This window comes from Sporomusa sphaeroides DSM 2875 (assembly GCF_001941975.2).
Taxonomy (GTDB): Bacteria; Bacillota; Negativicutes; order Sporomusales; family Sporomusaceae; genus Sporomusa; species Sporomusa sphaeroides.
Map to the genome: position 1 here is coordinate 2,027,384 of NZ_CP146991.1, position 13,887 is coordinate 2,041,270.

The following is a 13,887-nucleotide window of genomic DNA, read 5'->3' on the forward strand; positions in this document are numbered from 1 at the left end:
TGGCTTACCTTACGCGAAAGGATTGAATTATGCGACGACTAATTAATTTTGGAATATTGTCCCTGCTATGTCTGGTTTTTTTGCCAACAACTGTATTTGCCGGGACTGCTCTGCCGGAACTTACGGCTAAATCGGCAATTGTCATAGAAGCATCAACAGGAAAAGTACTTTATAGCAAAAATGCGGCAGAACAGCGCTATCCGGCCAGTACCACCAAGATTATGACACTGATAACAGCGCTCGAGTACGGCAAACTGGATGATGTGGTTACTGCCAGCGACCAAGCTGCCGGCACGGAAGGATCCTCTTTATGGCTCACAGCAGGCGAGCGGCTTACCTTGCTGGATATGTTGTATGGCGTAATGCTTGTATCCGGCAATGACGCAACCGTAGCTGTGGCTGAACATATTTCAGGCTCGGTAGAAAATTTTGCTAAACAGATGACCGCTAAAGCTCATGCTATTGGCGCGGTCAACAGCAATTTCACCAATAGCAGCGGCCTGCCTGATGAACAGCATTATAGCACGGCACATGATTTGGCCAAAATTACAGCATACGGATATAAAAATCAACTCTTTGCTCAAATTGTTTCAACCCAGCATAAAGTTATTCCCTGGCCAGGGAAAGATCATGACCGGGATTTGTATAACGAAAACAAAATGCTATGGCTCTATGACGGGGCTAACGGGGTTAAAACAGGCTATACCGATGCTGCAGGACGCTGCCTGGTTTCAGCCGCCAACCGGAACGGCATTCAAATTATTGCCGTAGTGCTGGACAGCGAACATATGTGGGATGATTCCATAAACCTTTTGGATTACGGTTTCAGCAAGCTCACACAACTGCCTGTTGTCCGTAAGGATGATATCCTAAAGACCGTTAAAATTACTGAGGGTAAAGTCGGTAAGGTAAAACTGATGGCCACTGATGATATTATTCTACCGGTTGCTGATAATGAATTTGATAAATTTACCACGGTAATTGATGCTCCTGAAAAAGTTGCCGCACCGGTTGCCGCCGGGCAGAAACTCGGCACAGTTACCGTCATGTACGATAATGTAGCAGTTGCCAGTACCGAACTGGTTGCTGACCGGACGGTGGAACGAAAATCATTTTTCAAACTGATTTGGGGATCAGTGGTAGGCTTCGTGACATTTGTAATTCGCAATTTTGCTTAAAGGACGCCGCCGGCGTCCTTTTGACGTTCTAGCCTGCAACATTCTGTCATACATCATAATGGGTGATAGTGTGATGATTAATGTAATTTGGTTGTTACTGATGGCCAGCGGCATTATTTATGCCGGAATGAACGGGAGGATTGAGGTTGTTACTGCGAGCGCCATCAGCGCTGCCAAAAGTGCAGTCGAATTGGCGATTAATTTAATTGGAATTATGTGCTTATGGCTGGGTATTATGAAAATTGCCGAATTATCGGGATTAATCAAAGTCATCTCCTTCGTTTTACAGCCGATAGTTGGTTTGCTATTTCCCAGTGTACCCAAAAATCATCCGGCCATGGGGGCGATCATTATGACCATCAGCGCCAATATGCTCGGTCTGGGCAATGCGGTAACACCGCTGGGTATCAAAGCAATGCAGCAGTTGCAGACCTTAAATCCGAAAAAGTGCACGGCCACGCCGGCTATGTGTACTTTACTGGCTTTATGCACTACCGGTTTTACCCTTGTTCCGGCTACTATTATTGCGCTGCGGTCGGCGGCAGGTTCGGTAAATCCTACCGAGATAGTCGGGCCAACCTTGATTGTCAGTTTGGTTGCCACCATTTTTGTACTTATTATTGACCGGCTATGCCGGGCAGTATTTAGACGATAAAGGAGGAATACTCCGGATGTTGACTGAACTGAGTGAGCAGCTGTCAGTTTGGGCTATTCCTGCTGTGCTGCTCATAATTCCCATTGTCGGATACCTGCGCAAGGTTAAAGTATATGAAGCGTTTATTGAAGGGGCTGCTGAAGGATTCCAAACAGCTATCCGAATTATACCCTGTCTGGTAGCCATGCTGGTGGCTATCAGCATCTTTCGGGCATCAGGTGCCATGGACGCCTGTGTGGCACTCCTGGCACCGCTGCTGGATGTGCTGGGAGTACCGGCTGATCTGGTGCCGTTAGCCATAATGCGTCCGCTGTCAGGCAGCGGTTCTCTCGGAATGGCAACAGAAATTTTGAATACCTATGGTCCTGATTCGCTGGTTGGGAGGATAGCTTCCACCGTGCTGGCCAGTACGGACACTACCTTTTATGTGCTGACCGTATACTTTGGTGCGGTGTCAATCAGCAATCCACGGTATGCTCTCCTGGTCGGACTATCAGGTGATATAGCCAGCTTTTTGCTTGCCGTCTACCTGTGCCAATATCTATTTACAAGCTAACTGGCAACATTTGTTGCCAGTTTTTTCTATATCGGCATTTGTGGCACTTCGAATCCAAACGAATACACTGTAATGTGATGTAAAGCAGGGGAATGGAGGCGAAGTCCATGATTAAAGTCGTCGTAGTTGGAGGTGGCTGGGCTGGCTGTGCCGCAGCGTTAGCAGCGGCTAAAGCCGGGGCACAGGTAGTTTTGCTTGAACGCACCGATTTGCTGTTAGGAACAGGCTTAGTTGGGGGCATATTCCGCAACAATGGCCGGTTTACGGCTGCTGAAGAAGCTATTGCCATGGGCGGGGGAGACTTATTTGTAGCCATGGATGCCAATAGCAGGCATAGAGGTATACATTTTCCCGGACATAGTCATGCTTCATTTTATGATGTAACTACAATGGAACCCTTGGTGAAAAAAATCCTGCAAAACTATGGTATTGAAATCAAGACCAGGGCAAGGGTATCTGGTGTAGTTAAATACGGTAAAAAGATCCAACACCTTCTTGATGATAACGAAGAAGTTTTCAAGGCAGATGCCTTTGTTGACACAACCGGCACTTCCGGCCCTATGGGCAATTGCCTAAAATATGGCAACGGTTGTTCCATGTGCATTCTTCGCTGTCCGACATTCGGACCCCGGGTAAGTATTACCGCCAAGGCCGATGTCAAAGAAATAATGGGTAAAAAAGCCGATGGCAGCTATGGCGCTATGAGTGGCTCCTGTAAAATTAACAAAGACTCACTCAGTCCTGAGCTTAAAGATAAATTAGAAAAAGAAGGCATGGTAGTCATACCCTTGCCGGAAAATCTCAAAAAGTCAGGAATGCTTGGAAAAAAAGCCTGCTCACAATATGCCATTGCCGATTATGCCGAAAACATGGTTCTTATTGATACCGGACATGCCAAGCTAATGACCCCTTTCTTCCCGCTTGATATGCTGCGGACAATACCCGGACTGGAACGCACCAGGTATGAAGACCCGTACGCCGGGGGAGTAGGGAATTCCATACGGTATTTGGGTATGGCTCCTTGCGGCAGCTCACTGAAAGTAGACGGTATTGATAATTTGTTCTGTGCCGGTGAAAAATCCGGTATTCTTGTAGGCCATACGGAAGCGGTAGTAACCGGACTTTTAGCAGGCCATAATGCGGTACGCTGCTGTATTGATATGAAGTATCTTGAACTGCCGTCCGAACTGGCTTCAGGTGATTTTATCAATTATATTCACGCGCAGATGACGACAGAAGAAGGCATTAAACTAAGGTATACTTTCTCAGGTTCGGCCTATTTTGAGCGGATGAAACAACGCGGCTTATATTCAGCCGTTCGGGGAGAAATTAATGACCGTGTTATCAAAACGGGATTAAATGATATTTATAATACCTGTTTGGTTTAACAAGGAGGGGTGAAACATGCTATATAAGCTGGCAATGAAGTGTATTGATATAAATTCTCCTTATTGCCCTTGCCTGTTGGCGGAAACTAACCATTGTACTTTTTGCAGCCATTTAAAAGGTGAAGCAGTATGTGATTGCAACTGGAGCGGAGTGTGCATACTATACGAAAAACAATGGCAAGCAAAAAAGAAAAACTGGATTATTGATGCCGATGCACCTGTACGCATGGAAGCCGATACTGAATTTATTTTAAAAGAAAAGATTGCCGAGCATACATACCTCTTGGAATTTGAAGTAATCCCTGAACTTGCCCAGGCTCTTGACAGATGCGGGTCCTTTGTTTTCTTGCGCCGGCCGTCCGACCAGCAGTTCTATCAGTTTCCTGTAGGCGTAATGCGGGTCATTGGCAGCCATATTCAAGTGGTTGTTGAAACTACCGGACCCAAATCCGCACACTTGTTAGCCGACAACAATAACCATGTATTGGTGCGCGGTCCGTATTTTAATGGTATTTTTGGTCAACCCTGGATTGACAACATAGTTAATGGTAAAATATTATTAATAACTGGGGGTATGGGACAGCCACCTGCATTATCAATAGCACACCGGCTGGTCAAAAAGAATAATGATATCAAAGCACTTGTCGCACCAGGCAGGATTGGCAAGGTTTTTATTGCCGGTGAACTTACCAAACTGGGCATTACTGTCCAGGAAGTAGCCTCCATGCGTCAGTTTGGCATGCAGGCGTTGACCGAGCTGTTAACCGACAGCAAAGAATGTCCTGAGCTTATTGTCAGCGCAGGGCCTGATGAGCAGCATTATGGAGTTATCGCCGCCATGCAGACGGCTCAAGTCAACCTGCCAATGGCAGCCACCAATAATGCCACCATGTGCTGTGGCGAAGGCATTTGCGGCAGTTGTGACCGGCTAACTAAAGACAATAAACGGGTGCGCACTTGTAAAGTACAGACTGATTTTAGTCAATTTGCTCAAGAATAAAATAAGTGTAAAAGTAGGAGTCGAAATACATGTTAGAACGTTTGCAGAAAGTTATTGCTCAAGCCGGTATTGCATCACGGCGGGACGCAGAGGAACTCATTACAGCCGGCCGGGTAACCGTTAACGGCAAGACGGTTACTGAGCTTGGCAGTAAAGTTGAGACCAGGCGGGACCGGGTTGCTGTTGATGGCAAGCCGTTAAAAGCGGAAAAGTATGTTTATATTTTGCTCAACAAGCCGAAAGGAATCATAACTGCATTGGAAGATCCCCGGGGACGTAAAACGGTGGCTACCCTTGTTGCCGATATTCCGGAACGGGTTTATCCTGTGGGGAGGCTGGATTATAATACCGAAGGGCTGCTGCTTATGACCAATGACGGTGATTTGACGCATGCGCTGACCCACCCCAGTCATGAGATCGCCAAAACCTATTTAGTCAAGGTTCAGGGGTATCCACCTGAGGAGAAGCTCGACAAGCTGCGGGCCGGTATTAAATTAGAAGATGGCATGACCGCGCCGGCAAAAATTAATATTGTGGACATCGACAGGGAAAAAGCGTTAACTACCATGGAATTTGTTATTTACGAAGGAAAAAACAGGCAGATTCGCCGGATGTGTGAAGCAATCGGTTTTCCTGTGAAGAATTTAAAGCGGGTTAAATTTGCCTTTTTAACCTTGGAGGGAGTCAGACGGGGGCAGTACCGCCAACTGCTTGCCGGTGAGGTGGAAGAACTAAAACGCCTGGGCAAGAAAAAAAACAGTTGATTTTTTCACCCTTATTTGGAAGTAAATAAGGGTTTTTTTGCTCAATTTCCTCAAATAATTAAGAAAAGCGAGTGTGACATATGCAGCAAGTTCTTATCATCGGCGGTGGAGCCGCCGGCCTTATGGCTGCCGTAAGCGCGGCTCAATATGGCGCTCAGGTAACGCTACTCGAAAAAATGAAAGATGTCGGACGTAAGCTGCTTATTACCGGAAAAGGCCGCTGCAATCTCACGAATAACTGCGATATTCCTGAACTGGTGAAAAATATGACAGGGAATGGCTCTTTTTTATACAGCGCTTTTCATGCCTTTACTAATCAGGATGTTGTTGATTTTCTTAATCAGGCCGGTTTGCCGACCAAGGTGGAACGCGGCGGGCGGGTTTTCCCGGTTAGTGATCAGGCCAAAGATGTTATTAGCATCTTTACTAAAGAACTGTCCAAACTACAGGTTAACGTAAAAACAAATCAAACAGTTAAAAAACTAATTATAGAAGATGGCCGGGCTGTTGGTGTTATTACAACAGAGGCCGAATACCGGGCCGATGCCATAATTATTACGACAGGCGGCGCCTCCTATCCCGGTACAGGTTCGTCAGGTGATGGCTACCGGTTAGCGCAGGCTGCCGGACATACCATTGTGCCGCTGAAGCCGTCACTGGTGCCGCTGGAAGTTGCGGAGGAATGGATAACTGAACTGCAAGGTTTGTCGCTTAAGAATGTGACAGCAACTGTGTTAAGTGCCGGCAAAAAAGCCGCCGAAGAATTTGGCGAGATGTTGTTTACCCACTATGGTCTGTCCGGCCCCATTATTTTGTCATTAAGCAAAAAAGTGTCTGAGCTCTTTGCCGCTGCTCCGGATCAGGAAGTGACGATAACCATCAATCTTAAGCCGGCTCTTAGTACGGAGACTTTGGACAAGCGCCTGCAGCGTGACTTTGCCAAGTTTACCAGAAAGCAGTTGAAAAACTCTCTGCACGAACTGCTGCCTGCCAAACTAATTCCTGTTGTCATTGATTTGTCGTTTATTGACCCGGATAAATTTGTCCATCAAATTACGAAAGAAGAGCGAATGCGCCTGCTAACCATACTTCAACACCTGACGTTTACCATTTCGCAAACCAGGCCGGTAGCTGAAGCTATAGTAACGGCCGGCGGTGTCAGTACCAAAGAAATTGATGCAAGGACCATGGAATCAAAATTGATACCCGGTTTGTTTTTTGCCGGTGAAGTTATTGACATAGACGGATACACCGGTGGTTTTAATTTGCAAGCCGCTTTTTCTACCGGCTATGTGGCCGGCAGGTCTGCTGCCGGGAGCTAATAATGTAAAGGACGTAAGGCATTTTAGTAGAGATGAACTGCGATAGGGGGCTTTAGGATGGAGAACCGAAATGACAAGTTCCGCCGTAAGCATTTCTATGTTATCGACCGGCTGCTCATCAAACTGGCCACTGCAGCTGTTGTTTTGCTGCTGGTAGTGCAAGTTCTCCTTGTGCATGGCGAGGCCCGAAAATATCTCTCGTTGGTAGATAAACTGGAGGGCGAGCAAATCACTTCTCCTGCCACTATGTATGCTGCCGATGTGCCTTTGCCTAATGCTGACCGGACTATGAACACGGTAAACAAAGTTGTCGCCAAGTCGATGCGTACGCTGCGGCCGGGGAAGAAAATTACCATCCGGATGATTAACCCGCCGGCCGGTGTTGATGCGATTGTTACCGTAAACGGGGAAACGGTGGGCAATTTTGGCAAAGGTGAAGTTGAACTTACAGTATATGAAGGCGATTATATCGAAATTGACGCTGTTAGAATTAAAAAAACTGCCCAGTTTATTATTGATACCCATAAAAATGATCTGGTGTATCCTGTGGATGGTATTTTACTGGAAAATCAAAGTAATCTTGTGGTGGTAGGGAAGGTAATTTTTAAACGGTAATACGCCGCAAGGGTGAATTATTTACGGAAATTCGGCAATAAACTGCGGACGTTGGAGGAGAATTTTTACCAGGCAGGGAATTATACTAAAGCATATTTTTGGAGATATTGTGGAGGCCTGTTATGATTATAATGATGAACACTCCCACTACCGGCCAGGTTAATCGGGTAATGGACAAGCTTCGACAGTTGGGCTTGGATGGTCACTCGATAACTACCGCAGATAAAACAATTATTACAGCCAGTGGTGACTTATCGGCCTGTAATCCCGATCTATATGAAAGAATGCCAGGCGTTGATAAGGTAGTTATTGTTGCAAAACCTTATAAATTAGCCAGTCGGGAGTTTCAACAGCACAATACTATTGTTACGGTTGGCACTGCCAGTTTTGGCGGAGAAAACATCCCCGTTATTGCCGGGCCTTGTGCAATTGAAAGCTATAAACAATTACAGCAAGCTGCTGCCAGCGCCAAAGAGGCCGGGGCGGCAATGCTGCGGGGCGGAGCATATAAACCGCGTTCTTCACCCTACAGTTTTCAAGGGCTGGAAAAAGACGGTCTTGAAATTATCAGGACGGTTGGTCAGGAAGTAGGTTTGCCTGTTGTTTCAGAGGTAACCGATCCCCGTAAAGTAGAATTAATTGCCCAGTATGTAGATATGCTGCAAATTGGTACACGCAACATGCAAAACTTCGTACTGCTCAAAGAAGTAGCGTTAGCCAAAAAACCAGTTCTGCTAAAGCGTGGTTTGGCAGCTACGATTGAAGAATGGCTCATGGCTGCTGAATACATTATGTCAGGCGGCAACGATCAAATCGTATTGTGTGAGCGGGGCATTCGTACCTATGAGACCTATACACGCAATACGCTGGATTTGAGTGCTGTGCCGGTAATAAAACATATAAGCCATTTGCCTGTTATTGTTGATCCAAGCCATGGCACAGGCAGTTGGCGGTGGGTTAGTCCTATGGCCAAGGCTGCAGTTGCCGCCGGTGCTGACGGCTTGCTGATAGAAATGCATCCCTGCCCGGAGGAAGCCTTATCTGACGGACCTCAGTCACTCACGCCAGGAAATTTTGCCCAGCTCATGGAAGAACTGGACAAATTAACTGCCGCACTTGGTCGAACCGTAAATAAAAAGAAAAATAAGTGATGAGAGGGAGTAGTATAGTAGTATGGGAGAAAATATGAAAGTTACGGGAACAACCGGTCTGAAAGGGACTGTCAATATTCCGGGAGATAAGTCGATATCGCACCGCAGTATTATGCTTGCCGGTCTTGCTGATACGCCTGTAAAGATAACAAATTTTTTGCATGCCGCCGACTGTTGGTCAACGATTGACTGCATGCGGGCGCTTAGAGTACGTGTTGAGCAAGGCGATGCAGGGGTTCTTACTGTTACAGGCAATGGGTTTTACGGACTGCGTGAACCGCATGAGGTACTTGATGCCGGTAATTCGGGAACAACAATAAGACTGATGACAGGTTTATTAGGAGTTCAGCCGTTTTTTAGCGTTATGACTGGTGATGCTTCCCTGAGAAAACGCCCGATGGCCCGGGTTATAACACCACTGGCCAGGATGGGAATAAACGTTAAGGGGCGTGAGCAGTCACGGTATGCTCCCTTAGCTATTTTGGCAGCCGAACAAATACAAGGCATTGAATATGATATGCCTGTTGCCAGCGCGCAAGTAAAGTCAGCCATACTATTGGCAGCACTATTTGCCAACAGCCCGACTATTGTTGCCGAACCAATGCCTTCACGCGATCATACTGAGCGCATGTTTGAAACCTTCGGCATACCTGTTAAACGGGAGGGTAACAGTATTATCATTGAGCCTGTACAAAAGGTTGACGCCCCGGAGCAAATTGATGTCCCGGGTGATATCAGCTCAGCAGCCTTCTGGCTGGTAGCTGCCTCCATTATTCCTAACAGTCAATTAGTATTAGTCAATGTGGGCATCAACCCGACCCGCACCGGTATTCTCGATATATTAACCCAAATGGGTGCAGATATAACGGTTACCAATGAACGCTGGAGCGGCAGAGAACCGGTAGCAGATATTATTGTTCGTTCGGCTAAGCTGCAGGGCGTAACCATTGGCGCCGAGATTATCCCGCGTCTTATTGACGAAATTCCGGTATTAACGGTTGCGGCTTTGTTTGCCGAAGGTCAAACCATTGTTACCGGCGCAGAAGAACTGCGGGTAAAAGAAACCGACCGTCTCAAGGCCGTTGTGCTCGAGCTTGGGAAGATGGGGGCCGCCATTGACGAAACTGCTGATGGCCTTATTATTAACGGACCGCAAAAATTAAATTTTGCCTCATGCAATTCCCACCACGATCACCGCATGGCCATGGCGCTGGCAGTGGCTGGTGCGGCTGCCCAAGGCGTCGAAATCGAAGAACCTGATTGTGTAAAAATTTCTTATCCTGACTTTTTTAGCATTCTGGCAGCATTAAGGCAGGAGTAAAGGAGGCAATAAATGAAGCCCTTAATCATTGCAATTGACGGACCGGCAGGCGCTGGCAAGAGTACGGTAGCAAAACTTGCCGCGCAAAAGTTAAACTATACCTATATTGACACCGGAGCTATGTATCGGGCAGTAGCCTGGCAGGCGCTTCATGAAGGTGTGGAACCTAATAACCGGGAGATTGCCGGTTTAGCCCGCAAGCTTGATGTAAAGCTGTCCTATGTGGATGGTAAAACCAAAGTGGCTGTGGCCGGACAGGATATTACGGAGGCCATCCGCACCCCTGAGGTCAGCCGGCTTGTAGCCAAGGTAGCGCAGGTACCTGAGCTTAGAGATGTTATGTTAAAATTGCAGCGGGAAATGGCGAGCCAGGGTGGCGTTGTTATGGATGGCCGTGATATTGGCACTCATGTTTTGCCTAATGCCGACATAAAAATATTTTTAACAGCATCTATTGCCGAGCGGGCGAAACGCCGGTGGCGGGAACTGACAGACAAAGGCTATACCATTGTTTTGGCTGAACTGGAAAATGAAATTGCCTGCCGGGACAAGGAAGACTGTGAACGGGAAGTTGCGCCGCTCATCGCTGCTGCCGACGCTATTCAGGTTGATACTACCCATTTGTCTATCGATGACACTGTGGAAAAAATACTAAACCTATGCAAGGAGAGGCAGACAAATGTATAACTTGGTTCATGTTATACTGCGCACCTTTTTCTCACTGGTATTTCGCTGGAAAGTGATTGGAGCCGAGAATATACCGGCAGGTGGTGTTATTATTGCGGCAAACCATATCAGTCTTTGGGACCCGCCGGTGCTTGGTACCGCTATACCACGGAAAATTCACTTTATGGCTAAGGAAGAATTGTTTTCTAACCCTATATTTAGCTGGTTGATTACCAAACTAGGAGCTTTTCCGGTAAGGCGGGGAGCGGCTGACAGGAAAGCAATCCGTACCGCTTTGACACTGCTGGAGAACGGCTCTGTTCTCGGCATCTTTCCTGAAGGCACTCGCAGTAAGAGTGGTAAACTGGGTGCGCCGGAACCCGGATTTGCCCTGCTGGCGATTAAGTCCGGCGTGCCGGTGGTGCCGGCGGCGCTAATTGGCACCGATAAAGTCTTCCGGGACGGACACTGGCTGCCAGAATTTAAGGTGGTCTTTGGCAAGCCGATTATAGTAAGCCGTGACAATAATACCCAAGATACTATGGAGGTCATGAGTATGCGAATTATGACAGAGATAGGTCTTTTGCTGGAGGCGGCCAATCCCTCGTCTGGCAAGCAGGTATAAGTATATGGGAAATAGCACGATCGAAATAGTAGAAGTTCATTTATCGATAATCTTAGTGCAGCGTATTGCCATAATTGCCGTTTTTGCGTATGTATTATCACATACACGGGCTTTTCGCCTGCTTTTTAAAGAAACTACTACCGGCCGGGAGAAGTTGGCACTTATATTTATTTTTTCGCTTATATCTATTGCCGGCACGTATTTTGGCATACCCATTGAAGGTGCGCTTGCCAATGTCCGGGATACCGGGGCAATTGCCGCCGGGCTCTTGGCCGGTCCGCTGGTAGGAACCGCTACCGGGGTAATCAGCGGCCTGCACCGGATTTACCTTGGGGGTTTTACTGCTGTGCAGTGCGGCATTGCCACCATAATCGGCGGTGTGATAGCCGGCTATGTTCATATGCGTATTAAACCGAAAACGTCGGAATGGATTACCGGTGTAATTATCGGTGTTAGTGTAATCATGCTCAGTATGGGCTTGATTTTAGTATTTGCAAAACCTTACGAAGCAGCCTGGTCGCTGGTGTCTCTTGTCGCTGTTCCCATGTCGCTGGCCAATGCCATAGGTATCGCGGTTTTTATGATTATTATTCATAACGCCAAAGAGCATCAGACCCAAATTGCCGCTTTGCAAACTCACAAAGCCCTCAAGATAGCCAATGCTACATTACCCCATTTCCGCCAGGGGTTAAATCCAATCTCGGCTGAAAAAGTAGCTGCAAATATCTTAACTATGACCTCGGCTGCCGCAGTGGCAATCACCGATTTGGAACGAGTGTTAACCCATATAGGCCGTGGCAGCGACCATCATGCACAGGGCATGCGGGTGTTTACTAAATTAACTAAAGCCTGTTTGGCCCAGCAGCAGGTTACGGTAGCTCAGACGCAGGCAGAGATTGGCTGCACGGAACCGGCCTGTCCGCTAAAATCGGCGATAGTCGTACCGCTCTATTGCCGGGACGAGCTTGTTGGCACTTTGAAGATTTATTACGCGCGCGAAGAAGCGCTGACAGCGCTGGATATTGAATTTGCCCAGGGACTTGGCCAGGTATTTGGTACTCAGCTTGAACTGGCAGCCCTCCAACATAAAGCAGAGTTAACGGCCAAAGCGGAGCTAAAAGCCCTTAGAGCTCAAATCAATCCGCATTTCTTATTTAATTCCCTGAATACGATTGTTTCTTTTTGCCGTACAAATCCTGAAAATGCCCGCAATCTTTTAATTGAGTTAAGCGAGTTCTTTCGGCGCAGCCTAAAAACAGCCCGGGATTTTGTCACCCTCAAAGAAGAACTTGAGCATGTGGATTCCTATCTCACTCTCGAACAAGCGAGATTTGGTTCGCGGCTAACCATTGAGCATGCCATAGATCCTGATACTCTGGATATATTTATCCCTGCTTTTACCTTGCAGCCACTTGTCGAGAATGCTGTAAAACATGGTCTTCTGGCCAAAGTTGATGGCGGAACCATTAAAATTCTCGCGCAAATCATTGGCAGGCAGGTTGAGATTTCCATTACCGACAATGGTCAGGGTATCCCGGCCACCATCCAAAAACAGATACTGGAATATGGTTTTGGCAAAGGAGCCGGTGTTGGTTTAACTAATGTTAATGAACGTCTCAAAGCGATATACGGCCCCAAACATGCACTTGCCATTGATAGTGTGGAAGGGCAGGGAACAACAGTGCTGCTCCATATACCCATTGACATGGAGGTTGTGGTGAATGGTTGATCAATTACGCACCATTAGAGTCATGATTGTTGATGATGAAGAGCCGGCACGCAGTGAGTTAAAATACTTGTTGGAAAGTTTTCGTGAAATTGAGGTTGTGGGTGAGTTTGCCGGTGGTGATACCGTCATCAACGCCATACCCTCGCTGAATCCGCACTTAATTTTTATGGATATTGAAATGGCCGGCTCAAACGGTATCCAAATTGCCGAAAAAATGCATGCGGCTCAGATTGTGCCGTTGCTTGTTTTTGCCACAGCGCACGAAGAATTTGCGGTTAAAGCTTTTGATCTTAATGCCGTCGACTATTTATTGAAACCCTTTTCCGCCAAAAGAGTGGCAAAATGTATAGAAAAGGTTCGGGCATTATTGCAGGAAGCTGTGCAGACCAATTCCACCAAACGGGCCGGCGAGTTAGCAACAGTGCCTTATTCTCTGCAAAAATTGGCGATTGAACATAACGGCAAAGCTTTTGTAATTGACACAAAGGATATTATTGCCGTATATTGTGCCGAAGGCCAATTAGCCATCCGCACGGCCAATAAATGCTATTACTCCAATATGTCTCTCCAGGAGTTTTATTCTCGCCTGGATGAACAATTGTTTTTTCGTACCCATCGTGCCTATCTTGTTAATATAGAAAAAATCCGGGAGATAATTCCGTGGTTTAACGGTACTTATAATTTGATCCTGGAAGGGTTGGCTGAAGAAGTGCCGGTCAGCCGCCAGCAGGTTCCCAAACTCAAAAAAATATTCGGTTTATGAAGAAAACACGGCCAAGTTATATTTTCTGTTAGAATAAAAAAACATGTGTAACTATGTATACAAGAGTGTGCTGTTGACCAGGATGATAGTGTATTTCATCCTGGTTTTTTGTCATTTCACGGCAGACGTATTGCCTACTCATACACTATACTGT

The 13,887-nt window shown here is 46.8% G+C and carries 14 protein-coding genes; all 14 read left to right on the forward strand.

Annotated features, from left to right (window positions below; genetic code table 11):
- Positions 1-29: 29 nt before the first annotated feature.
- The 14 genes from SPSPH_RS09305 to SPSPH_RS09370 all read left to right on the forward strand — a co-directional run bounded on the left by SPSPH_RS09305 (position 30) and on the right by SPSPH_RS09370 (position 13,733).
- Entirely contained in the window at positions 30-1,178 is a 1,149-nt protein-coding gene (locus SPSPH_RS09305; RefSeq protein ID WP_075755355.1) for a D-alanyl-D-alanine carboxypeptidase family protein, read from the forward strand.
- Positions 1,179-1,251: 73 nt separating this feature from the next.
- A complete protein-coding gene (locus SPSPH_RS09310) occupies positions 1,252-1,833 on the forward strand; it encodes a nucleoside recognition domain-containing protein (protein ID WP_075755357.1) in 582 nt (193 codons plus the stop codon).
- Between the two features lie 16 nt (positions 1,834-1,849).
- Positions 1,850-2,389 carry a spore maturation protein gene (locus tag SPSPH_RS09315; RefSeq protein WP_075755359.1) on the forward strand — a complete coding sequence of 180 codons (540 nt, stop codon included), beginning with the start codon at positions 1,850-1,852 and terminating at the stop codon, positions 2,387-2,389.
- A gap of 107 nt (positions 2,390-2,496) precedes the next feature.
- Complete coding sequence (locus SPSPH_RS09320; protein WP_075755361.1) at positions 2,497-3,777, forward strand: FAD-dependent oxidoreductase; 1,281 nt, start codon at positions 2,497-2,499, stop codon at positions 3,775-3,777.
- 16 nt (positions 3,778-3,793) lie between these two features.
- On the forward strand, positions 3,794-4,777 hold the full coding sequence (locus SPSPH_RS09325) for a hypothetical protein (protein WP_075755363.1): 984 nt from the start codon (positions 3,794-3,796) through the stop codon (positions 4,775-4,777).
- Positions 4,778-4,806: 29 nt separating this feature from the next.
- Entirely contained in the window at positions 4,807-5,541 is a 735-nt protein-coding gene (locus tag SPSPH_RS09330; protein WP_075755365.1) for a pseudouridine synthase, read from the forward strand.
- Between the two features lie 80 nt (positions 5,542-5,621).
- Positions 5,622-6,863, forward strand: coding sequence for an NAD(P)/FAD-dependent oxidoreductase (locus tag SPSPH_RS09335; protein ID WP_075755367.1), 1,242 nt, complete (start codon positions 5,622-5,624; stop codon positions 6,861-6,863).
- A gap of 57 nt (positions 6,864-6,920) precedes the next feature.
- Positions 6,921-7,478: a hypothetical protein gene (locus tag SPSPH_RS09340; protein ID WP_075755369.1), complete on the forward strand. Its 558-nt coding sequence runs from the start codon at positions 6,921-6,923 to the stop codon at positions 7,476-7,478.
- A gap of 122 nt (positions 7,479-7,600) precedes the next feature.
- Entirely contained in the window at positions 7,601-8,629 is a 1,029-nt protein-coding gene (gene aroF / locus SPSPH_RS09345; RefSeq protein WP_075755371.1) for a 3-deoxy-7-phosphoheptulonate synthase, read from the forward strand.
- 22 nt (positions 8,630-8,651) lie between these two features.
- Positions 8,652-9,950, forward strand: coding sequence for a 3-phosphoshikimate 1-carboxyvinyltransferase (gene aroA / locus SPSPH_RS09350; RefSeq protein WP_075755373.1), 1,299 nt, complete (start codon positions 8,652-8,654; stop codon positions 9,948-9,950).
- Positions 9,951-9,962: 12 nt separating this feature from the next.
- Positions 9,963-10,637, forward strand: coding sequence for a (d)CMP kinase (gene cmk / locus SPSPH_RS09355; protein ID WP_075755375.1), 675 nt, complete (start codon positions 9,963-9,965; stop codon positions 10,635-10,637).
- Complete coding sequence (locus SPSPH_RS09360) at positions 10,630-11,241, forward strand: lysophospholipid acyltransferase family protein (protein WP_075755377.1); 612 nt, start codon at positions 10,630-10,632, stop codon at positions 11,239-11,241. The genes cmk and SPSPH_RS09360 overlap by 8 nt, the downstream gene beginning before the upstream one ends.
- Positions 11,242-11,245: 4 nt before the next feature.
- Entirely contained in the window at positions 11,246-12,970 is a 1,725-nt protein-coding gene (locus SPSPH_RS09365; protein WP_075755379.1) for a sensor histidine kinase, read from the forward strand.
- A complete protein-coding gene (locus SPSPH_RS09370) occupies positions 12,963-13,733 on the forward strand; it encodes a LytR/AlgR family response regulator transcription factor (protein WP_075755381.1) in 771 nt (256 codons plus the stop codon). Before SPSPH_RS09365 ends, SPSPH_RS09370 begins: the two co-directional genes overlap by 8 nt.
- The last annotated feature ends 154 nt before the right edge of the window (positions 13,734-13,887 follow it).